Annotated in this window: 19 protein-coding genes; 4 read left to right on the top strand and 15 right to left on the bottom strand. The window is 68.4% G+C overall.

Features of this window, described 5'->3' with window-relative positions; genetic code table 11:
* Positions 1-9: 9 nt before the first annotated feature.
* The 7 genes from secG to H7J89_RS24145 form a co-directional block, all read right to left on the bottom strand.
* Positions 10-243 (bottom strand): preprotein translocase subunit SecG, encoded by a 234-nt coding sequence (gene secG / locus H7J89_RS24175; RefSeq protein WP_040624202.1) that lies wholly within the window; start codon positions 241-243, stop codon positions 10-12.
* Positions 244-274: 31 nt separating this feature from the next.
* Positions 275-1,060 (bottom strand): triose-phosphate isomerase, encoded by a 786-nt coding sequence (gene tpiA / locus H7J89_RS24170; RefSeq protein ID WP_264047415.1) that lies wholly within the window; start codon positions 1,058-1,060, stop codon positions 275-277.
* On the bottom strand, positions 1,057-2,295 hold the full coding sequence (locus tag H7J89_RS24165) for a phosphoglycerate kinase (protein WP_264047413.1): 1,239 nt from the start codon (positions 2,293-2,295) through the stop codon (positions 1,057-1,059). Before H7J89_RS24165 ends, tpiA begins: the two co-directional genes overlap by 4 nt.
* A gap of 2 nt (positions 2,296-2,297) precedes the next feature.
* The gene (gap, locus tag H7J89_RS24160) at positions 2,298-3,317 is read right to left on the bottom strand and encodes a type I glyceraldehyde-3-phosphate dehydrogenase (protein ID WP_264047410.1); all 1,020 of its coding nucleotides are present in this window, start codon (positions 3,315-3,317) and stop codon (positions 2,298-2,300) included.
* Between the two features lie 116 nt (positions 3,318-3,433).
* A complete protein-coding gene (locus tag H7J89_RS24155) occupies positions 3,434-4,861 on the bottom strand; it encodes a phytoene desaturase family protein (RefSeq protein ID WP_264047408.1) in 1,428 nt (475 codons plus the stop codon).
* Positions 4,858-6,630: a DUF3556 domain-containing protein gene (locus H7J89_RS24150; RefSeq protein WP_264047406.1), complete on the bottom strand. Its 1,773-nt coding sequence runs from the start codon at positions 6,628-6,630 to the stop codon at positions 4,858-4,860. Before H7J89_RS24150 ends, H7J89_RS24155 begins: the two co-directional genes overlap by 4 nt.
* 142 nt (positions 6,631-6,772) lie before the next feature.
* Positions 6,773-7,249 carry a hypothetical protein gene (locus H7J89_RS24145; RefSeq protein WP_264047404.1) on the bottom strand — a complete coding sequence of 159 codons (477 nt, stop codon included), beginning with the start codon at positions 7,247-7,249 and terminating at the stop codon, positions 6,773-6,775.
* A gap of 260 nt (positions 7,250-7,509) precedes the next feature.
* Here H7J89_RS24145 and H7J89_RS24140 point away from each other — a divergent pair, with 260 nt between their 5' ends.
* The 3 genes from H7J89_RS24140 to H7J89_RS24130 are packed head-to-tail and all read left to right on the top strand — an operon-like array spanning position 7,510 to position 11,135.
* Entirely contained in the window at positions 7,510-8,250 is a 741-nt protein-coding gene (locus H7J89_RS24140; RefSeq protein WP_264047558.1) for a lysophospholipid acyltransferase family protein, read from the top strand.
* Between the two features lie 15 nt (positions 8,251-8,265).
* Complete coding sequence (gene fadD12 / locus H7J89_RS24135) at positions 8,266-9,873, top strand: acyl-CoA ligase FadD12 (protein WP_264047557.1); 1,608 nt, start codon at positions 8,266-8,268, stop codon at positions 9,871-9,873.
* Positions 9,873-11,135 carry an alpha/beta hydrolase gene (locus tag H7J89_RS24130; RefSeq protein WP_264047402.1) on the top strand — a complete coding sequence of 421 codons (1,263 nt, stop codon included), beginning with the start codon at positions 9,873-9,875 and terminating at the stop codon, positions 11,133-11,135. The genes fadD12 and H7J89_RS24130 overlap by 1 nt, the downstream gene beginning before the upstream one ends.
* Positions 11,136-11,166: 31 nt before the next feature.
* Here the strand turns inward: H7J89_RS24130 and H7J89_RS24125 are convergent, their stop codons facing one another.
* The 5 genes from H7J89_RS24125 to uvrC are packed head-to-tail and all read right to left on the bottom strand — an operon-like array spanning position 11,167 to position 17,513.
* A complete protein-coding gene (locus tag H7J89_RS24125; protein WP_264047400.1) occupies positions 11,167-12,558 on the bottom strand; it encodes a WS/DGAT/MGAT family O-acyltransferase in 1,392 nt (463 codons plus the stop codon).
* A 53-nt stretch (positions 12,559-12,611) separates the two neighbouring features.
* Positions 12,612-13,589, bottom strand: a complete 978-nt coding sequence (whiA, locus tag H7J89_RS24120; protein ID WP_040624208.1) for a DNA-binding protein WhiA — start codon at positions 13,587-13,589, stop codon at positions 12,612-12,614.
* Positions 13,586-14,662: a uridine diphosphate-N-acetylglucosamine-binding protein YvcK gene (yvcK, locus tag H7J89_RS24115; protein ID WP_264047398.1), complete on the bottom strand. Its 1,077-nt coding sequence runs from the start codon at positions 14,660-14,662 to the stop codon at positions 13,586-13,588. The genes whiA and yvcK overlap by 4 nt, the downstream gene beginning before the upstream one ends.
* Entirely contained in the window at positions 14,659-15,573 is a 915-nt protein-coding gene (rapZ, locus tag H7J89_RS24110; protein ID WP_067207440.1) for an RNase adapter RapZ, read from the bottom strand. Before rapZ ends, yvcK begins: the two co-directional genes overlap by 4 nt.
* Positions 15,570-17,513 carry an excinuclease ABC subunit UvrC gene (uvrC, locus tag H7J89_RS24105; protein ID WP_264047397.1) on the bottom strand — a complete coding sequence of 648 codons (1,944 nt, stop codon included), beginning with the start codon at positions 17,511-17,513 and terminating at the stop codon, positions 15,570-15,572. Before uvrC ends, rapZ begins: the two co-directional genes overlap by 4 nt.
* 293 nt (positions 17,514-17,806) lie before the next feature.
* Here uvrC and H7J89_RS24100 point away from each other — a divergent pair, with 293 nt between their 5' ends.
* A complete protein-coding gene (locus tag H7J89_RS24100; RefSeq protein WP_066945085.1) occupies positions 17,807-18,145 on the top strand; it encodes a hemophore-related protein in 339 nt (112 codons plus the stop codon).
* Positions 18,146-18,189: 44 nt separating this feature from the next.
* Here the strand turns inward: H7J89_RS24100 and H7J89_RS24095 are convergent, their stop codons facing one another.
* Genes H7J89_RS24095 through H7J89_RS24085 form a run of 3 tightly spaced genes read right to left on the bottom strand, consistent with a single transcriptional unit; the run spans position 18,190 to position 20,451 of the window.
* Positions 18,190-18,600, bottom strand: coding sequence for a PH domain-containing protein (locus tag H7J89_RS24095; RefSeq protein ID WP_264047556.1), 411 nt, complete (start codon positions 18,598-18,600; stop codon positions 18,190-18,192).
* Positions 18,601-18,647: 47 nt separating this feature from the next.
* Positions 18,648-19,127 (bottom strand): 6,7-dimethyl-8-ribityllumazine synthase, encoded by a 480-nt coding sequence (gene ribH, locus H7J89_RS24090; RefSeq protein ID WP_264047396.1) that lies wholly within the window; start codon positions 19,125-19,127, stop codon positions 18,648-18,650.
* Between the two features lie 46 nt (positions 19,128-19,173).
* Positions 19,174-20,451, bottom strand: a complete 1,278-nt coding sequence (locus H7J89_RS24085; protein WP_067207427.1) for a bifunctional 3,4-dihydroxy-2-butanone-4-phosphate synthase/GTP cyclohydrolase II — start codon at positions 20,449-20,451, stop codon at positions 19,174-19,176.
* Between the last annotated feature and the right edge of the window lie 231 nt (positions 20,452-20,682).

Raw genomic sequence — 20,682 nt, 5'->3', positions numbered from 1 at the left:
GCCGACGGGTCACCGGTACTTGATCAGCAGGGCCACCCCGATGATGGAGACCAGCCAGATGCCGGTGATGAACAGCGTCAACCGGTCCAGGTTCTTCTCCACCACCGTCGAACCGGACAGGCTGGACTGCACACCGCCGCCGAACAGCGTCGACAGGCCGCCACCCTTGGCGCGGTGCAGCAGCACCAGCAACACCACGAGCACGCTTGTCACCACCAGGGTGATCTGCAGGGCCAGCTCCATGACGCTGAATCCTACCGGCGGGGCCGCGGCGTCACGGCAGGGGCCCGCCGGCGGCGATCGCCGCCAGCGTCGCGAACTGCTCACCGTCCAGGGACGCGCCGCCGACCAGGGCCCCGTCGATGTCGTCGCGGGAGATGATGTCACCGATGTTCTTGGCGTTCACCGAGCCGCCGTAGAGCACCCGAACGGTGTCGGCGACCTTGGACGAGGCGAGGGTCGCCAACGTCGCCCGGATCGCGGCGCACACCTCCTGGGCGTCGGCGGCGCTGGCCACCCGTCCGGTACCGATGGCCCACACCGGCTCGTAGGCGACCACGACCTTGTCGATCTGCTCGGCGGACAGCCCGGCCAGCGAGCCGCGCAGCTGCTCCTCGCAGTGGCTGACGTGCCCACCGGCCTCGCGGACGTCGAGGTGCTCACCGATGCACACGATCGGGGTCAGCTCGTGTTTGAGGGCCGCGGCGGCCTTGGCGGCCACCAGCGCGTCGTCCTCGTTGTGGTACGTACGCCGTTCGGAGTGGCCGACCACGACGAAGCTGCAGCCCAGCTTGGCCAGGAAGGCCCCGCTGATGTCACCGGTGTAGGCGCCCGAGTCGTGCTGAGACAGATCCTGGCCGCCGTAGGTCAGCCGCAGCTTGTCGCCGTCGACCAGGGTTTGCACGCTGCGCAGGTCGGTGAACGGCGGCAAGACCGTGACGTCGACCTTGTCGTAGTACTTGTCCGGGAGCGCGAACGCGATCTTTTGCACCAGCGCGATCGCCTCGAAGTGGTTGAGATTCATCTTCCAGTTGCCGGCGATCAGCGGCTTGCGGCTCACGCGTCTCCTCCACTTGGTTGCGGCTGCCCGAGAACCTCGATGCCCGGCAGCGTCTTGCCCTCAAGGTATTCCAGCGACGCGCCACCGCCGGTGGAAATGTGCGAGAAGTCGCCCTCCGGGATGCCCAGGGCGCGCACCGCGGCCGCGGAGTCACCGCCGCCCACCACACTGAACGCGCCCTTGCCGGTCGCCGCGGCGATGGCCTCGGCCACGCCCCTGGTGCCCGTGGCGAACGCCGGGAACTCGAACACCCCCATGGGGCCGTTCCAGAAGACCGTCCGGGCGTTGGACAGCAGGGCCGCAAAGCGCTTCACCGATTCCGGGCCGATGTCCAGCCCGATCTTGTCGTCCGGGATGGCGTCGGCGGCCACCGTCTGCGGCGGCGAGTCGGCGGCGAACTGCTCGGCCACCACGACGTCCCTGGGCAGCCGCAGCACGTCGACGTAGGTGTCCAGCAGCCGGCGGCAGGTGTCGATCATCTCCTCTTCCAGCAGCGACTTTCCCACCGGAAAGCCTTGTGCGGCAAGGAAGGTGAAGCACATCCCGCCGCCGATCACGATGCTGTCGGCCTTGGTCGCCAGCGACTCGATGACGCCGAGCTTGTCGGACACCTTCGACCCGCCGAGCACCACCGCGTAGGGCCGGGTGGTCGAGCTGGTCAACTGCTCCAGCACCCGGATCTCGTCGGCCACCAGCGTGCCGGCGTAGTGCGGCAGCAGCGTGGCCACGTCGTACACGGAGGCCTGCTTGCGGTGCACCACACCGAATCCGTCGGAGACGAAAGCCCCTCCGGGCGAGACTAATTCGGCGAGTTCGCGGGCGAGCGCGAGCCGCTCGCCGTCGTCCTTGCTGGTTTCGCGGGGATCGAAGCGGACGTTCTCCAGCAGCAGGACGTCGCCGTCCGTGAGCCCCTCGGCCCGGGCCAGCGCGTCCCCGCCGACGACGTCACCGGCCAACTGCACGTGCCGGCCGAGGTGCTCGCCGAGCGCCGCTGCCACCGGCGCCAGCGACAACTTCGGGTCGGGTCCGTTTTTCGGCCGACCCAGGTGCGCGGTGACCACCACCTTGGCGCCGGCGTCGACGAGCGCCTGCAACGTCGGCACCGATGCGGTGATCCGGCCCGGGTCGGTGATGGCGCCTTCGTCGTCGAGCGGGACGTTCAGGTCGGAACGCACCAGCACGCCCCGACCCGAAACACCTTCGGCCAGTAGGTCTTCGAGTGTCGGAACGGCCATGCTTACAGCGACTTGCCGACCAGTGCGACCAGGTCGATGAGGCGGTTGGAGTAGCCCCACTCGTTGTCGTACCAGGACACCACCTTGGCTTGGTTGCCGATCACCTTGGTCAGGCCGGAGTCGAAGATCGAGCTGTGCGGGTCGGTGACGATGTCGCTGGAGACGATCGGGGCGTCGTAGTACTTCAGGATGCCCTTCAGCTTGCCCTCCGCTGCGGCCTTGAAGGCGGCGTTGATGTCTTCGGCGCTGGCGGATTTGGACAGTTCGGCGGTGAGGTCGGTCACCGAGCCGGTGGGGATGGGCACCCGCAACGCGTAACCGTCGAGCTTGCCCTTCAGCTCCGGCAGCACCAGGCCGATGGCCTTGGCCGCGCCGGTGGAGGTCGGCACGATGTTCAGCGCCGCGGCGCGCGCCCGGCGCAGGTCCTTGTGCGGCCCGTCCTGCAGGTTCTGGTCCTGGGTGTAGGCGTGGATGGTGGTCATCAGCCCCTTGACGATGCCGAACTCGTCGTTGAGGACCTTGGCCAGCGGCCCGAGGCAGTTCGTGGTGCACGACGCGTTGGAGATGATGTTCTGGCTGCCGTCGTACTTGTCGTCGTTGACGCCCAGGACGATGGTGATGTCCTCGTCGGTGGCGGGCGCCGAGATGATCACCTTCTTGGCGCCGGCGTCCAGATGCCCCTTGGCCTTGGCGGCGTTGGTGAACAGGCCGGTGGATTCCACGACGACGTCGACGCCCAGGTCGCCCCACGGCAACGCTGCCGGACCCTCCCTGACCTCGAGTGCCTTGATCTTGTGCGGACCCACCACGATGGTGTCCTGGCCTTCCAGGCTGACGTCGTAGGGCAGCCGGCCCAGGATCGAGTCGAATTTGAGCAGATGCGCCAGTGTGTGGTTGTCGGTGATGTCGTTGACCGCCACCACCTCGATGTCGGCGGTGCCCTGCTCCTGCTGGGCCAGCAGGGCCCGGTAGAAATTGCGTCCGATTCGACCGAAGCCGTTGATGCCTACTCGGACCGTCACTTGATCTCTCCCTGTCTTGGCGATGTCTTTACTGAGTCCGCTGAATACGCGCTCGTGGTCAGCCTAGATGAGCAACATGCGCGGTTGCCGCCCCGGTTCCCGGGGACGATGTGACCTCAGTCGCGGCGGGTCTTCTTCAGCCACTTCAGCGCCGACTCGGCGGCGTGGTAACCGCACAGCCCATGGATGCCGGCCCCCGGAGGCGTGGACTGTGAACACAGGTAGACGCCGGGCACGCCGGTGGCGTAGGGATCGACGGCGATGCGGGGGCGGAAGATCACCTGCAGCCCGTCGTTGGCGCCGCCGATGATGTCGCCGCCGATGAAGTTCGCGTTGTAGGCCTGTAGTTCCGCCGGCCCCTTGCTGACCGTCGCCAGGACGCGGTCGGAGAAACCCGGCGCGAACCGCTCGATCTGGCCGACGACGGCGGCCGTGGCGTCGCCGTCGTACCCGAACGGCACGTGCGCGTACGCCCAGATCGGATTGACGTTGCCCGCCGAGCGGGACGGGTCGCTCAGGTACTGCTGCCCGAGGAGCACAAACGGCCGGTCGGCCATCTTTCCCTGCGCGCGTTGACGTTCGGTGTCCGCCATCTCGGCGAACGTGCCGCCCAGGTGCACGGTGCCGGCCCGGGCGCAGTCGGGATTGGTCCACGGGATGTCGCCCTCGATGGCGAAGTCGACCTTGAACGCCGACGAGCCCTCGCGATAACGCCGGTAGGACCGCCTGATCCGGTCCGGCATTGCGTCGCCGTAGACGGCGAGCGCCGCGGCCGGGCTGAGGTCGAGCATGACGATGTCTGCGTCCGGGATGTCTTTGCGACTGCTGACGGTCACCCCGGTCGCCACCGAGCCGCCGTACTCCTGCAGGGCCGCGGAAAGCGCCCGGCTGATCGACCCGGACCCCCCCTGCGCGACGGGCCAGCCGTAGCGGTGCCCGCTGGCCAGGATCATCAACCCCAGAGACGCGGTGAGCGGCCGGTCGAGCCGGGTGTAGACGTGCGCGGCCGCGCCGCCGAACAGCGCGCGCGCCTGCTCGGTGCGAAACCAGCGGGCCATGGTGGTGGCCGGCAGCAGCGCCCGCGGGCCGAAGCCGGCCAGCCGGAGCGGGTGACGCGGGACGCCTAGCACCGGGCCCATGAGATCCTCGGCCAGCTCATCGAACCCCGCAGCCAGGTCCCCTATCGCCCGCCGCCACCGGGCGCCGTCGGCCCCCATCCGGGCCACCGTCTCATCGAGCGACTGGTAGAGCACGCCGGCGGTGCCGTCGTCGAGCGGGTGCGCGCAGTCGACCTCCGGCCACTTCCACCGCAGCCCGTAGCGCTGCAGGTCGATCTCCTTCCAGAACGGCGAGCCGAAGCCCACCGGGTGGAACGCCGAGCAGTGGTCGTGGATGACGCCGGGCATCGTCAGTTCGCCGGAGCGGGCTCCCCCGCCGACGGTGTCGCACGCCTCGAGCACCTGGACTTCGACGCCGTGACGGGCGAGGTGGATCGCCGCGGCCAGGCCGTTGGGGCCCGCGCCGACCACCACCGCCCTGGTCATCGAGCGCCGCGCCGCGTCGTCCGCGGCGGCTCGGCGCCGGTGATGACATGCACGGGCAACTCGTCACCGGGCTCCGGCCACGGCTGGCGGGCGAGCATGTCCTCGACGTTGACATAGCCTTCCTCGATCAGTCCGGCCTTGGCGTCGAGGATGCGGTACCACTGCTTCTGGATGTGGATGGGCTGTCCCTCGAGGACGATCACCCGCACGTCGCCGTCCTCGAAGTGGCAACGGCGCTGCACGGCTTGGAGCAGCTGCTCGTTGTGCAGGTGGCCCTCGCCGAAGTTCCAGCCGACGAGCGGCCCGGCGACGATTTCGCCCTCGCGGATCTTGTAGTTGGCTTCGTCGTCGATGGCGCGAGGCACCAGGGCGTTGAGCGCGCGGCCGTGCACATGCATGGCCCGGAAGGCCGCGGTCTTGTCCGCCATGATCTCCGCGGTCTCGGGGTCGTAAAGCCGGGCCAGCTGGTTGATGACCAGGGCGGAGCTCTTGACGATCTCGGCGTCGATCTTTTCCTCGGCGCCGGCGCGGAAGCACCACACGCTCGACGCCCAGTTGCCGGCGTAATACCTCATCGCGGGGAGGAACGAAATCTTCTCAGGGAACATGTTTCCCGCGATCACGATTGCCACCGTGGCGATGACGAGGACCCACAGCAGCGGCGAACGCAGGTCGGTGGCCTGGATCGAGGCGTAGTGCCCGAACAGATAGAACAGCGAGAAGATGAAGAAGACGTTCCACTCCAACGGAACTCCCATCGGGAGGTTGGAAATGATGTTGAGGTGGAAGATCACCATGAATCCGATCAGGAACCACCGCCACGGGTGATCGCCGGCGAAAAAGACCAGCACCGTCGGAACCACGAATTCGGCTGTGGTGCCGCCGACGTGGGCCATCATCTTCGGCAACCAGGTGGGACGCAGATCGTTGATGCGGTCGCGGTAGAGCATGTGCTTGATCGGGGTGAACAATTTGGGCCGCAGCAGCGCGTTGTTGCTCGTCATCACCGACACCACATACGGGAAGTGGTGGTTGAGCTTGGATGTTGCGGCGCCCCACCACAACAACAGCATGATGAGCTTGTATGCCGCGATCTGATCGGTGAACGGGAAGAAGAACACGAACAGCTTGAGCCAATAGTGCTCGCCGCGCGCGGCCAGGAAAATGGTCTTGTCGCGCAGGCCCAGTACCGCCAGCGCGACGATCGTCGGGATGACGCGGACGGGGTCGATCAGGCCGACGTCGCCGACCGCGGTGACCGGCCCGCCGTGGCCGGGCGACAGCAGCGCCCACACCCCGCCGGCCAAAACGATCGCGTACAGCGCGACGTCGACGACGGTGCGGCGGTCACCGGCGGTGAACGGCACCTTTCCAGGCCACGCCGGCAGCCGAATCGTGTTGGGCCGCAGCCAGTACAAGATTCCGCCGATGGGCGGCATGAACCGTCCGGTCAGCGGGCCGGACCCACAACCCAGGCCCATCACCTCGAACAGCAGCGTGAAGACGATGACTTTCTGGTAGACGATCGGCTGCGTCCACCAGTCGACGATGCGGCCAAGCCCGCCGAGGCCCGGGGTCAGCGAGATGATCGCGGCGGGAACGGCGATGTACAAGGCGATCTTGATCAGGTACAGCAGATACACGGCATAGGGTGTCCCGAAGCCGTGTTCCGCCCAGTGCCGCGTCACGACCTGCAGCCGGGTGGCCCGGGGCAGTGTGGGCCAGGTCTTGCGATCGACGTCGGGAAGGTCCGGGGTCATGAATCCCATGGGCGGCCTCGTTCGGTGTCGGAAGAAACCAGCTGGCCCGTCAAATGTATCGGCACCGCGATGCGGGCGTGGCCGATTGGGGCCGCCGCATCCCTACGCCGGTCGCCCGAGCAACGAAAATCGCTGCGCGATAGGCGAATTGCTACCGGACCGCGGAGCGTGTGCGCGCGGGGAGGGCTTGCGGGTCTCCCGGCGTGCGGCGGGCGAATCTGCGGCGCAACTTCTCGAGCATGCCGTCGAGATTGTCCCGGTCCTGTTCCTCGATCCGCGCCATGCGGCGAAGGTTGCAGACGGCGTCGACGTCACCGTTGGCTTGCGCGGCGACGATCGCCTTCTGATAGTCGTCGAGCCGGTGTTCGATAAGCCTGCGGTTCTGCGAGAGCAGTCGCACGAAGTAGTCGGCCTGGCTGTGGTCCGCCGCGTCCGGGGTGGGCGGATCGATGTCACCGGCCGGGCGCTCAATGGCCGGTGCGGACGGCGAGGACCCCTGACTGCGACGGGCCGGTTCGGTGCGGACGACGCTGGCGTGGGGGCGCCGGGAGCGCCGGTCGTTGGGGCTACTCCTGCGCGCGCCACCCGAGCGGGCGTTGCGCTCGGGCGACAAACCGGCAACGTCCATCGGGTCCCGTTTCTGCGAGATTTCACTGAGGGCGTCGTAACAATAGCGCCGGGAACCGGCGGGCACCATATCCACAGACGCGGAAAGAGATAAACACCATGACGGCCGCCGCGCCCCGGTCGCTACCATCGAGGAACTCGACGCGGCCCCTCATACCTAGAGCGGCCTCGCGGGAGCGTCAAGGGAGGAACGTGACCGACAACGATCACTCCGATGTCGGCGACATCGGCAAATTCGACCCCGTCCTGACCCAGCGCCTGATGAGCGTGATGCGCCCGGCCCTCAAGACATACTTCCGCTCGGAGGTGCACGGCCTGGGTTCGTTCCCGCCCGGCGGGGCGCTGGTCGTCGGCAACCACTCCGGCGGCATGTTCCCGATGGACGTCCCCATCTTCAGCATCCACTTCTACGAGAAGTTCGGCTACGACCGGCCGATCTACACCCTGAGCCACGACATCCTCATGACAGGCCCCACGGGCGAGTTCTTCCGCCGCACCGGATACATCCGGGCCAACCGGGAGAACGCGGCCAAGGCCCTGCGGTCCGGCGGGGTGGTCATCGTCTTCCCCGGCGGTGACTACGACGCATACCGGCCCACGCTCTCGGAGAACGTCATCGACTTCGACGGCCGCAAGGGATACGTCAGGACGGCCATCGAGGCCGGGGTCCCCATCGTGCCCGCGGTGTCCATCGGCGGACAGGAGACGCAGCTCTACCTGTCGCGCGGCACCTGGCTGGCCGAGCGGTTGGGGGTTAAGCGCTTGCTGCGCAGCGCCATCCTGCCGCTGTCGTTCGGCTTCCCCTTCGGCTTCAGCGCGGTGATCCCGCCCAACCTGCCGCTGCCGACCAAGATCGTCACACAGGTGCTGAAGCCGATCGACATCACCGCGCAATTCGGCGACGACCCGGACGTCGACGAGGTAGACGAGCATGTGCGGTCGGTGATGCAGCAGGCCCTCAAGGACCTGGCCGCCAAGCGACGTTTCCCGATCCTGGGCTGAACCGTGGCCTCTCCGATCAATCAAGCCCTCGGGCTCATCACCACGCTGCGGCGCGCCGGCATGATCGCGCCGATGCGGCCCGACCGCTACCTGAAGATCGCCGCCGCCATGCGCCGCGAGGGCATGGGGATGACCGTGGGCTTCGCCGGCGCGGCGCAACGCTGCCCGGACCGGCCGGGCCTGGTCGACGAGCTCGGTACGCTGACCTGGCGCCAGCTCGACGAGCGGATCAACGCGCTCGGCGCGGCGCTGCAGGGCCTGCCCTCAGGGCAACCCAAGGTCGTCGGGATCATGTGCCGCAACCATCGCGGCTTCGTCGAGGCGGTGGTGGCCGCCAACCGGATCGGCGCCGACGTCGTGTTGCTCAACACGTCGTTCGCCGGACCGGCGCTCGCCGAGGTGGTCAACCGCGAAGGCGTCGACGCCGTCATCTACGACGAGGAGTTCACCGAAACGGTGGACCGCGCGGTGGCCGACAAACCGGATGCCACCCGCATCGTGGCCTGGACCGACGGGCACCACGAGCTGACGGTCGAGAAGCTCATCACCGATCACACCGGCCAACAGCCCGAGCGCACCGGCCGCAAGGGCAGGATGATCCTGCTGACCTCCGGCACCACCGGAACTCCCAAGGGCGCCAATCAAACCGGCGGCAATGCCGGCATCGGCACGCTCAAGGCCATCCTGGACCGCACGCCGTGGCGGGCCGAGGAGACGGTCGTGGTCGTGGCGCCGATGTTCCACGCGTGGGGCTTTTCGCAGTTGATCTTCGCGGCGTCGATGGCATGCACGGTGGTCACCCGGCGCAAGTTCGACCCGGAGGCGACGCTGGACCTCATCGACCGGCACAAGGCGACCGGCCTGGCGGTGGTGCCGGTGATGTTCGACCGCATCATGGAGCTGCCGCCCGAGGTGCGAAAGCGGTACAGCTGCAAGTCATTGCGCTTCGCGGCGGCATCCGGCTCGCGGATGCGGCCCGATGTCGTGACCGCGTTCATGGACGAGTTCGGCGACGTGATCTACAACAACTACAACGCCACCGAAGCGGGCATGATCGCCACCGCCACCCCGCAGGACCTGCGGGCGGCACCCGACACCGCGGGCCGGCCGGCGGGCGGGACCGAAATCCGGATCCTGGACAGCGATTTCAACGAACTGCCCACCGGCGAGGTCGGCACCATCTACGTCCGCAACGACACCCAGTTCGAGGGCTACACCTCCGGCGCCACCAAGGATTTTCACGCGGGGTTCATGTCGTCGGGCGACGTCGGCTACCTCGACGAGGCCGGCCGGTTGTTCGTGGTCGGCCGCGACGACGAGATGATCGTCTCCGGCGGCGAGAACGTCTATCCGATCGAGGTGGAGAAGACGCTGGCGGCGCACCCCGACGTGGCCGAGGCCGCGGTCATCGGCGTCGACGACGAACAGTACGGCCAGCGCCTGGCGGCGTTCGTGGTTTTGAGCGCGGGCTCCCAGGCCACGCCCGAGACGCTCAAACAGCATGTCCGGGAAAACCTGGCCAACTACAAAGTCCCCCGCGAGATCGCCGTGCTCGACGAACTCCCGCGCGGCAGCACCGGCAAGATCCAGCGCAACGAACTGCACTCTCGGGTCAACGGCTGATGCGCCGCCTGGTCCGCCCCCGGCCGCTGGCGCGCGCCGCACTGGAACTGGCCAACGCCGCCAACGGATTACGGCCGCTGGCCCGCAAGGGCTACAGCACCGTGCTGGTCTTCTGGTTCGGCTGGCCGACGTCGGAGGTGCCCGGCGTCTATTTCTCCGTCTCGCTGCTCGACGCGCTGCGGCGCGCGCGGCGCGGCCACTTCGCGGGACGGCGCGGCAAGGCTGCGCTGGCGATGACGGCCGCGTCGTGGGCGATCCTGGGGGTGATCCGCTACCGCGCCATCACCACCCCCGGCCCGGTGCTCGAGGCGGGCCTGCGCGAGCAGCTCGGGCACGACTACGACGAGGCGCTGAGCAAGCTGCCACACGCCAAGCCCACGCGCAGCGGGCGGCGCAGCCTGCCGCTGGGCAACACGGTGGCCCGCCGGCGGTACGTCGAGAAGACGAATGTGGTGTCCTACGGCCCGAACGGCCGCGCCAACCTCGCCGACATCTGGCGCCGGCGCGACCTGCCGCGGGACGCCAAGGCGCCCGTGCTGCTGCAAGTGCCCGGCGGGGCCTGGATGATCGGGATGCGCAGGCCGCAGGCCTACCCGCTGATGAGCCACCTGGCCGCCCGCGGCTGGGTGTGTGTCTCGATCGGCTATCGCGTCTCCCCGCGCCACACGTGGCCCGACCACATCGTCGATGTCAAACGGGCGCTGGCGTGGGTCAAGGAGAACATCGCCGACTACGGCGGTGACCCCGACTTCGTCGCGGTCACCGGCGGCTCCGCGGGTGGACACCTGTGCGCACTGGCGGCGCTGACCCCCAACGACCCGCAATTCCAGCCGGGCTTCGAAGACGCCGACACCTCGGTGGCGGCCGCCGTCCCGATCTACGGCCGCTACGACTGGTTTTCCACCGAGGGCGAGGGCCGCCCCGAATTCGTCTCCCTGCTCGAAAAGTTCGTGGTGAAGCGGGAATACGACGCGCACCGCGATGTCTACGTCGACGCCTCGCCGATCCGGCGGCTGCGGGCCGACGCGCCGCCGTTCTTCGTCCTGCACGGCTCCGACGATTCGCTGATCCCCGTCGGGGAGGCCCAGGAATTCATCGAGGAGCTGCGCGCGGTGTCGAAGTCCCCCGTCGCCTACGCCGAATTACCAAGCGCGCAGCACGCTTTCGACATCTTCAGTTCGCCCCGGGCGCATCGATCCGCCGAGGCCGTCGCGCGGTTCCTGTCCTGGGTCTACGCCACGAACCCACCCGATCGCGACTAGCGCCAGCGGCGGCACACCCCACCGCGGCCGCTCACTCCCGCGCGGCCGCCTTCTCCAGCTCGGTGAGCGCCGGCTCGATGCGGTCGGCCATGTCGTCGATGTCGTTGGCCACCTCGGGCGTGGTCACGAAACCGAAGTCCAGATAGTCGGTGTAGGAGAAGCAGGTGATGTTCAGGGCGACGTCCATAACGGGCGGCCCGAGCGGCACCAGCGAATCCAGCCTGGCGCCGGCCATGTACAACGGGAAAGGCGGACCCGGCACATTGGAGACAACGAGGTTGATGGGGGCCAGGTTTCGCGACAGCCCGCTGGCCGTGTAGGCGCGCGCGGCCAACTGCAACAACCCCGGCGGTGTGGTCTCGGTCAGCCCCATGATCTGATGCGCCGACAGCGCCTTGGCCATCAACTTGGCGTTCTGAGTGCTTTCGTGGATGGCCCGCAGCCGCTCGGCGGGATCGTCGACGTCGGTCGCGAGCGAGACGGTCATCGAGCTCACCTTATTGCCGACGTCGTCCTTGTCGTCGTCGGTGCGGGTGGAGACGGGGATCTGCGCGATGAGCGGCTTGGCCGGCAGCTCGCCGCGCTTCTGCAAGTACTCCCGGGCCGCGCCGGCCACCAGCGCCAGCACCACGTCGTTGAGCTTGACGCCGTAGGCGTCTTTGACGGCCTTGGCCCGGGCCAGCTCGACGCGGCACCCGGTGATCCGCCGGTGCGGCGTCACGGGCGCATTGAACCGCGTCTTGGGCGCCTCGAAGTAGCGCGGGGGCCGGCCGCTGCTCACACCCAGCGCGGCGATCTGCTGGCGCACGGTCTGCTCCATCAGCCGGGCGATGCGGAAGGGCGTCTTGACACCGAGGTTGATGAGCGCGCCCACCGCGCGCCGCTCGATGCCCGGAATCCGGTTGCCCACCAGGGATCCCACCGTTTCCTGTTGCGGCGGCCGCGGTTCCGGCGTGACATCCAAAAGAATCTCACCCAGGCCGGCACCCGAGACGCCGTCGACGATGGCGTGGTGCATCTTGGTCAGCGACGCGATCCGGCCGCCCTCGACGCCCTCGATCACCCACATCTCCCACAGCGGCCGGGCGCGGTCCAGCTTGTAGGACATCAACCGGCCCACCAGCTCCTCGAGCTCGCGACGGCCGCCGGGCGCCGGAACGGCGATGTGCCGGATGTGGAAGTCAGGATCCAGGTCCTCGTCTTCGACGAACCACGGCCGGTCCAGCCCGAGCGGCGCGCCGGTGACCCGCCACCGCAGCTGCGGCAGCTCGGGCAGCCGCTCGATGATCAGTTCGCGTAGCCGCTGGAAGCTGTATTCGGGTGCTTCCTTCGGGTCGCAAATCGCCAGTGCGCCCACATGCATGTGCCAGCCCGCAGTTTCGGCCGACCAAAACGCCGCATCAACGCTCGAAAGCCGCTTCATCCCCCGACCGTAGCCCCCGCCTACTCGTTGCGAACAGCAAATGCCGCGACCGGTTACGCGTCTTCCAGCAAATCCGGCGTCACCGCCGACTCGGTGTCCGGAATGCCCTCGATCTTGGCCTTGCGGTCGGCCATCGACAGCAGCCGGCGAATGCGGCCCGCCACAGCGTCTTTCGTCATCGGGGGGTCGGCGAGCCGACCGAGTTCCTCCAGCGAGGCCTGCCGGTGCTCGACGCGCAGCTTGCCGGCCGAGGCCAGGTGGTCGGGCACGGTGTCACCGAGGATCTCCAGCGCGCGCTCCACCCGGGCGGCGGCCGCGACCGCGGCCCGCGCCGAGCGGCGCAGGTTGGCGTCGTCGAAGTTGGCGAGCCGGTTGGCCGTCGCCCGCACTTCACGGCGCATCCGGCGCTCCTCCCAGATCAGCCGGGTGTCCTGGGCGCCCATCCGGGTCAGCAACGCGCCGATCGCCTCGCCGTCGCGCACCACCACCCGATCGGCGCCACGCACCTCGCGGGCCTTGGCACTGACCCCGAGCCGCCGCGCCGCGCCCACCAACGCCAGCGCGGCCTCCGGGCCGGGGCAGCTGACCTCCAGAGCCGACGACCGTCCCGGCTCGGTCAGCGACCCGTGCGCGAGGAAGGCCCCGCGCCAGGCGGCTTCGGCGTCGCCGACGCTGCCGCCCACCACTTGGGCGGGCAGACCACGCACGGGCCGGCCGCGGTTGTCGAGCAGCCCGGTCTGGCGTGCCAGCGCCTCGCCGTCGTTGGCCACCCGCAGCACGTAGCGGGTGGTCTTGCGAATCCCGCTGGCCGACAACACATGCACGACCGCGTTATAGCCGTAGAGCTCGAAGATGTCCTTGCGCAGTCGCCGCGCGACGTTGCCGAGGTCCACCTCGGCCTCCACGACCACCCGACCGCCGACGATGTGCAATCCGCCGGCGAACCTCAGCAGGGACGTGACTTCCGCGCGACGCGCACTGACCGATTTCACGACCAGGCGGCTGAGCTCGTCCTTGACTTCGGTCGTCATCGCCACGCGTCGTCACTCCTCGGTCCGCTGCCGCCCGGTCCATCTCCACCGGCCTGTGGACTTGCACCGTCGACCCGAATATCCGCGGTGGCCGTGACCGGAGGCGCTCCCGGACCCTTGTGGGCCGCCCGGACCCCGTCCAGGGCCGCCGCGAGTTTGCCTGGATCATGTAAAGGTGTACCAGGTCGGGCCACGTCGGCGAAGTGGACCTCGGCGGAAAGCAGCGTCGCGGTGCGGCGCAGGTGCTCCCGCTCCCGCTCACTGGGCACCCGCTCGGCGTCGATGATGATGTCGTGCACGGTGAACCCCGGTGCGTGCTGGGCCAACACGTGCAGATGACGCTCGACGGAGAAGCCGGCCGTCTCCCCCGGCTCGGCCATCAGGTTGAGCACCAGCGCCCGCCGGGCGGTGGTGGCCCGCAGCGCCGCCGCCAGACCCGGCACCAGCACGTGCGGGATCACGCTGGTGAACCACGAGCCGGGACCCAGCACCACCAGGTCGGCGGCCATGATGGCGTCGACGGCCTGCCGGGTCGCCGGCGGATCCGACGGCAGCAGGCGCACCCGCCGGACCTTGCCCGGTGTGGTGGCGATCGCCACCTGACCGCGAATCAGCCGGAATATCCGCGGATCGGTCTCCAGGCCGGACACGTCCGCCTCGATCTGCAGCGCGATCGGACACATCGGCAGCACGCGGCCCTTGACGCCGAGGATGCGGCCCAGCTCGTCGAGGGCGGCCACCGGATCGGCCAGCACCTCCGACAGCCCGGCGAGCAGCAGATTGCCGATCGGGTGCCCGGCCAGCGCCCCATTGCCGCCGAAGCGGTGCTGCAGGATGGTCGCCCAGAGCCGCCCGTGTGGGCTGTCGGATGCCAAGGCCGCCAGTGCCATTCGCAGATCACCCGGCGGCACCACATCCAATTCGCTGCGCAGCCGCCCGGAGGAGCCACCGTCGTCGGCGACGGTCACCACGGCGGTGACGTGCGGCGTCAGCCGGCGGGCCGCGGACAGCGTCGCGTACAGGCCGTGCCCGCCGCCCAGCGCGACGATGCCCTGATTCGTCGGCGCGTTCATTCGCGACCCAGATCCCGGTGCAACACCCGCACCGAGAGTTGGGCTTCGCCCGGATGGGCCTTGAGGACCTGCATCAGCGCCTCGGCGATCGCAACGCTGCGGTGCTTACCACCGGTGCAACCGATGGCGACGGTCATGTAACGCTTGCCCTCCCGGCGATAACCGTCGACGACCAGAGACAGCAACCGATGGTAGGCGTCGAGAAACTCGGCGGCCCCGGGCTGACTCAACACGTATTCACTGACGGCCGGGTCCTGTCCGGTGAGCGGGCGCAACTCGTCGACCCAGTGCGGGTTCGGCAGGAACCGCACGTCCATCACCATGTCGGCGTCCATCGGCAGGCCGTACTTGAAGCCGAACGATTCGACGGTGACGCTGATCGACGTGCTGGCTTCGCCACCGAACGCGCGCTCGATGCTCTCCCGCAAGCCCCGCACCGACAGCGTCGACGTGTCGATGATCAGGTCCGCGGTGGCGCGCACCGGGGCCAGCATCCGGCGCTCGGCGGCGATGCCCTCGGCCAGGGTCTGGTCGCCCTGCAGCGGGTGGCTGCGGCGGTTCTGCTCGTAGCGGCGCACCAGCATGTCGTCGGATGCCTCCATGAACACCACCCGGGGCCTGATGTTGCGGGTGGCCAGCTCGTTGCGCACCTCATCGAGGTCACCGGTGAAGCCGCGCGAGCGCACGTCCATCACCACCGCCAGCCGGGTGATCCGCGACCCCGCATCCATGCCGAAATCCACCATCCGCGTGATCAGCTGGGGCGGCAGATTGTCGGCCACATACCAGCCCAGGTCCTCGAGCACCTTGGCCGCAGTACCCCGCCCGGCACCCGATAACCCGGTCACCAGAACGACATCGATGCCGGCCGGGGCATCTCTGGTGTGGCCCTCCGCCAATTCACCCGTCATTCGGCTTCTCCTGGCGGGTCAGGTCGCAACGCCTCCAGGACGGCGGTGGCGGTGGCCACACCGATACCGGGAACGGCCGTGATCTGGTCGACGGTGGCCTCCTTGAGGCGGGCTATCGATCCGAAATGGGTTACCAGCGCCTTTCGGCGATGCTCCCCCAATCCTGGCACCGAATCCAGCGCCGAGGCGGTCATTCGCTTGGATCGCTTGCTGCGATGGTAGGTGATCGCGAACCGATGCGCCTCGTCGCGAATCCGTTGCAACAGATAAAGCCCTTCGCTGTTGCGCGGCATGATGACGGGATCCGGTTCGGACGGCACCCATATCTCTTCCAGCCGCTTGGCCAGACCGATCACCGCGACGTCGGTGATGCCGAGGTCTTCGAGCACGGCGCTGGCCGCGTTGACCTGAGGTGCGCCGCCGTCGACGACGTAGAGGTTGGGCGGATAGGCGAATCGGCGCGACTTTCCTTCGGGCGAAAGCATATTCGGGTCGTTTTGTTCACTCAAGTGTCGTGCGAACCGGCGTCGCGTCACCTCTGCGATGGAGGCAACGTCGTCGGAGCGCCCCTGCCCGGCGGCTTCGCGGATCCCGAAGTGGCGGTAGTCGGACTTGCGCGGCAGGCCGTCCTCGAACACCACCAACGAGCCCACCACGTCGGTGCCCTGCACGTGGCTGATGTCGACGCATTCGATGCGCAGCGGCGCATCGGCCAGCCCGAGGGCTTCCTGAATGTTCTGCAGCGCGGCCGATCTGGCGTTGAAGTCACCGGCCCTTTTCAGCTTGTGTTGCTGCAGCGCGTCTTTGGCGTTGCGCTGCACGGTTTCGGCGAGCGCCCGCTTGTCGCCGCGGCGCGGCACCCGCAGCGCGACCCGAGAACCGCGCAGGCCGGACAGCCAGCTGGCCAATTCGTCGGAGTTGGACGGCAGGCAGGGCACCAGCACCTCGCGCGGCACCGGGTTGGCGGCTTCGTCGGCGGCGCCGCCCAGTTCGGCCTGCTCGCCGTAGAACTGCGTCAGGAACTGCTCGACCAACTGCTCCTCGCCGGAATCACCTGCCTCCGCTGACTTTTCGACGATCCAGCCGCGCTGACCGCGCACCCGGCCGCCGCGGACGTGGAACACCTGGACCGCCGCCTCCAGCTCGTCGTCGGCGAAGGCGACCACGTCGGCGTCGGTCCCGTCGCCGAACACCACGGCCTGCTTCTCCATCGCGCGCTTGAGCGCGGACAGGTCGTCACGCAGGCGCGCGGCCCGCTCGAAGTCGAGTCGCTCGGAGGCGGCGTTCATCTGCTGTTCCAGTTCGCGGGCGAAGCGGTCGGTCTTGCCGGACAGAAAGTCGCAGAAATCGTCGACGATCTGGCGGTGCTGCTCGGCGCTGACCCGGCCGATGCAGGGCGCCGAGCATTTGTCGATGTAGCCGAGCAGGCACGGACGGTCGATCTGCTTGTGCCGCTTGAACACACCGGCCGAACAGGTCCGGGCCGGGAACACGCGGGTGAGCAGGTCCAGCGTCTCCCGGATCGCCCACGCGTGGGAGTAGGGCCCGAAATAGCGCACGCCCTTGCGGCGCGGGCCGCGGTAGACCATCAGCCGGGGGAATTCTTCGTTGAGGGTGACGGCCAGCACCGGGTAGGACTTGTCGTCGCGGTAGCGGACGTTGAAGCGCGGGTCGAACTCCTTGATCCAGTTGTATTCGAGCTGCAACGCCTCGACTTCGGTGTTGACCACCGTCCACTCGACCTTGGCGGCGGTGGTCACCATCTGGCGGGTTCGCGGATGCAGGCCGGCGACGTCGGCGAAGTATGACGTCAGCCTGCTCCGCAGGCTCTTGGCCTTCCCGACGTAGATGACTCTCCCGTACGTGTCCCGGAATCGGTAGACGCCCGGCTCGACCGGGATGGACCCGGGCGGGGGGCGATACGTGGCGGGATCTGGCACCCATCCAGGCTAGTAGCCGCGAGGGGGGTGCCGGCCGGTCGGGAGCACCGCTGGGCACGCCGCGATCGGCTCCCCCGGTTCGCGCGCCGCACCCATGCCACCCGTAACGCATTCGAGCGCTTGTTCGATATACGGGTCGGCCGCCGAGGGATCCGCCATCTCCCAAAAGGGCCGACGACCTCGGGTTACGACGACCAACCGACGGTGCGGACGGTTTGGGCGGCCCTTGTTCTGGTTACCAAGGGGGTAGCTGGACGTTACAGTGGGTGGCAAGCAATGGAGGGAGTCCACAGATGTTCAAGCGCTCGTTGACCAGGCTCGCGATCGGGGTTGGCGGCCTGGCCTTGGCGTCGACCGCCGCCGCCGGGGTCGCATCGGCTGCCCCCGATTACGGCCCGATGATCAATACGACCTGCAGCTACGACCAGGCGATGCGGGCGGTGCACGCGGAGAATCCGATGGCCGCCCAGTACCTCGACCAGTCGCCGCCGAACCAGCAGTTCTTGCAGCAGTACCTGGCGTCATCGCCGGATCAGCGCGTGAACCTACTGCACGCCATCGAGCACAACCAGGGTGCGCAGCAGGCTTTGCCGATCTTCCAGCAGATGATGACCGACTGTAAGAACTTCTGACCCATCCACCTGACGGGCTATCCGTGCGAGCACGGATAGCCCGTTCAGTGGGTTGGCAGGTCGGGCCGATACCGCGCCAATAGCGACCGCACGGTGTCCATGGCATCGACCGCGCGCTCCTTGTCGACGGCCTGGATGGCCATCACGGGGATGTACTCGTCGTCGGGCAGGTCGATGCGCGCCCAGCGGTTGCCCACCGGGAACGAGACACCGGCGACGTCCGGCCACTCGACCAATTTGTCGCCCAGCAGGTTACGCACCGATATGCCGGCCGCCCCGACGCGCAGCCGGGGCCGGGCGAACAGCAGCACCACGCCCGCGAGCACCAAGCCGAGCAGCGCCATCGCCACCTGGTCGCTGGTCTGGAATACCACCCCGGTGGATCCGACCTTGAGCAAAAAGCCGATCGCGATGTGCACCGCGGCGATGGTGAACGCTGCGCCGTAGACGAACATCGGTGTGCGGTGGGGACGCAACACGACGTCCCACCCGTCGCGCTCAGTCACGACCGAGCGCGCAGGTCGCGCAGCGTCAGCGCCGCGGTCAGGGCCGCCCCCGCCGCCTGGGCGCCCTTGTCCTCGACCGACTCGGGAAGCCCGGCGCGATCGAGCGCCTGCTGTTCGGTGTTGGTGGTCAGCACCCCGTTGGCAACCGGCGTCGACGCATCCAGCGCCACCCGGGTCAAACCCTGGGTCACCGCATCGCAGACATACTCGAAATGTGGCGTTCCGCCGCGTATTACGACGCCCAGGGCGATGACCGCGTCGTGGTTGCGGGCCAATTCCTGCGCCACCACCGGGATCTCGATCGCGCCGAGCACGCGCACCACCGTCGGGTTGTCGATGCCCGACTCGGCAGCCACCTTGCGGGCGCCAGCGAGCAGGGCATCGCAGATTCTGCTGTGCCAGGTGCTCGCCACGATGCCGAGCCGGAGACCGGACGCGTCGAGCGCCGGGATGTCCGGCTCCCCGCTACCGCTCACCTGCGCCGCTCCTCCTCATCGCTTCACTCTGCATCGTCGCCGGCGGTCACAGAGCGCCGCCGAATTCGCCTGGCAGATGAACCGATTCGTGAAAGTCGTCGAGGCCGGCCAGGTCGTGGCCCATCCTGTCGCGCTTGGTCATCAGGTAACGGATGTTCTCCGCGTTGGCGCGTACCGGCAGCGGCACCCGCTCGATGATGTGCAGACCGTACCCGTCCAGCCCGACCCGCTTGGCCGGGTTGTTGGTCAGCAGCCGCATCGAGCGGACGCCAAGGTCGACCAGGATCTGCGCCCCGATTCCGTAATCCCTTGCGTCGGCCGGCAATCCGAGTTTGAGGTTCGCGTCGACGGTGTCCTCGCCGGCGTCCTGCAGCTGGTAGGCCTGCAGTTTGTGCATCAGGCCGATGCCGCGGCCCTCGTGGCCGCGCATGTAGAGCACGATGCCGCGGCCCTCCCGCGCGACCATCGCCATCGCGGCGTCGAGTTGGGGCCCGCAATCGCAGCGGCGGGAACCGAACACGTCACCGGTCAGGCACTCGGAGTGCACCCGGACCAGCACGTCGTCGCCGTCGGCGTTGGGCCCGGCGATCTCGCCGCGCACCAGCGCCACGTGTTCGACGTCCTCATAGATGCTGGCGTAGCCGATGGCGCGAAACTCTCCGTGCCGGGTCGGTATGCGGGCCTCGGCGATCCGCTCGATGTGCTTCTCGTGCTTGCGCCGCCACTCGATCAGATCGGCGATGGTGATCATCGCGAGGTCGTGCTCGTCGGCGAAGACCCGCAGCTCGTCGGTCTGCGCCATCGAGCCTTCGTCCTTCTGGCTGACGATCTCGCAAATCGCGCCCGCGGGTTGCAGTCCCGCCATCCGGGCCAGGTCGACGGCGGCCTCGGTGTGGCCGGGGCGGCGCAGCACGCCACCGTCCTTGGCGCGCAACGGAACCACGTGGCCGGGGCGCGTGAAATCGTTGGCGATGCTGGCGGGATCGGCCAGCAGGCGCATGGTGGTGGCGCGATCGGAGGCCGAAATGCCGGTGCCCACACCGTTCTTCGCGTCAACCGTGACGGTGTAGGCCGTCCCGTGCTTGTCCTGGTTGACCGCGTACATCGGCAGCAGCCCCAGCCGGTCGCAGATCGCGCCGTCCAGCGGGACGCACAGGTACCCCGAGGTGTAGCGGACCATGAACGCCACCAGCTCCGGCGTCGCCTTTTCGGCGGCAAAGATCAGATCGCCTTCGTTCTCGCGATCCTCGTCGTCGATGACGACCACGGCCTTTCCGGCCGCAATGTCGGCAACCGCCCTCTCGACGGAGTCCAACCTCGTCATCGTCGCTACCTTGCTGTCTCAGGGGTCCGCAGGAAGAGCCCAAGTGTTGCATTCAGTATGAACCACCGCGCGGACCGCGTTATTGCCGCGGCAGTTTCCCCACGGCCGGCGACTGGCGGGCAAGTTGATCATGCGGCCGGGGCAGCCGTCCTGGGCTGCCTGCCCACCTTTGCAGCACAGCGGATGGGCTCGGCGAAACGGCTCCCGATCCGGCGCCAGCAATCTACGCTG

The organism is Mycobacterium paraffinicum, assembly GCF_025822865.1.
Classification (GTDB): Bacteria; Actinomycetota; Actinomycetes; order Mycobacteriales; family Mycobacteriaceae; genus Mycobacterium; species Mycobacterium paraffinicum.
The sequence above is the reverse complement of the archived record's forward strand: the minus strand, read 5'-3'. Positions and strand labels throughout refer to the sequence as shown.

Excerpts from the sequence above, each read along its gene's own strand:
- secG (WP_040624202.1), bottom strand. The coding sequence starts at position 243 with ATGGAGCTGGCCCTGCAGATCACCCTGGTGGTGACAAGCGTGCTCGTG.
- H7J89_RS24165 (WP_264047413.1), bottom strand. The coding sequence starts at position 2,295 with ATGGCCGTTCCGACACTCGAAGACCTACTGGCCGAAGGTGTTTCGGGT.
- H7J89_RS24155 (WP_264047408.1), bottom strand. The coding sequence starts at position 4,861 with ATGACCAGGGCGGTGGTGGTCGGCGCGGGCCCCAACGGCCTGGCCGCG.
- H7J89_RS24150 (WP_264047406.1), bottom strand. The coding sequence starts at position 6,630 with ATGGGATTCATGACCCCGGACCTTCCCGACGTCGATCGCAAGACCTGG.
- H7J89_RS24145 (WP_264047404.1), bottom strand. The coding sequence starts at position 7,249 with ATGGACGTTGCCGGTTTGTCGCCCGAGCGCAACGCCCGCTCGGGTGGC.
- H7J89_RS24140 (WP_264047558.1), top strand. The coding sequence starts at position 7,510 with ATGAGCGTGATGCGCCCGGCCCTCAAGACATACTTCCGCTCGGAGGTG.
- H7J89_RS24130 (WP_264047402.1), top strand. The coding sequence starts at position 9,873 with ATGCGCCGCCTGGTCCGCCCCCGGCCGCTGGCGCGCGCCGCACTGGAA.
- H7J89_RS24125 (WP_264047400.1), bottom strand. The coding sequence starts at position 12,558 with ATGAAGCGGCTTTCGAGCGTTGATGCGGCGTTTTGGTCGGCCGAAACT.
- whiA (WP_040624208.1), bottom strand. The coding sequence starts at position 13,589 with ATGACGACCGAAGTCAAGGACGAGCTCAGCCGCCTGGTCGTGAAATCG.
- yvcK (WP_264047398.1), bottom strand. The coding sequence starts at position 14,662 with ATGAACGCGCCGACGAATCAGGGCATCGTCGCGCTGGGCGGCGGGCAC.
- rapZ (WP_067207440.1), bottom strand. The coding sequence starts at position 15,573 with ATGACGGGTGAATTGGCGGAGGGCCACACCAGAGATGCCCCGGCCGGC.
- H7J89_RS24100 (WP_066945085.1), top strand. The coding sequence starts at position 17,807 with ATGTTCAAGCGCTCGTTGACCAGGCTCGCGATCGGGGTTGGCGGCCTG.
- H7J89_RS24095 (WP_264047556.1), bottom strand. The coding sequence starts at position 18,600 with ATGTTCGTCTACGGCGCAGCGTTCACCATCGCCGCGGTGCACATCGCG.
- H7J89_RS24085 (WP_067207427.1), bottom strand. The coding sequence starts at position 20,451 with ATGACGAGGTTGGACTCCGTCGAGAGGGCGGTTGCCGACATTGCGGCC.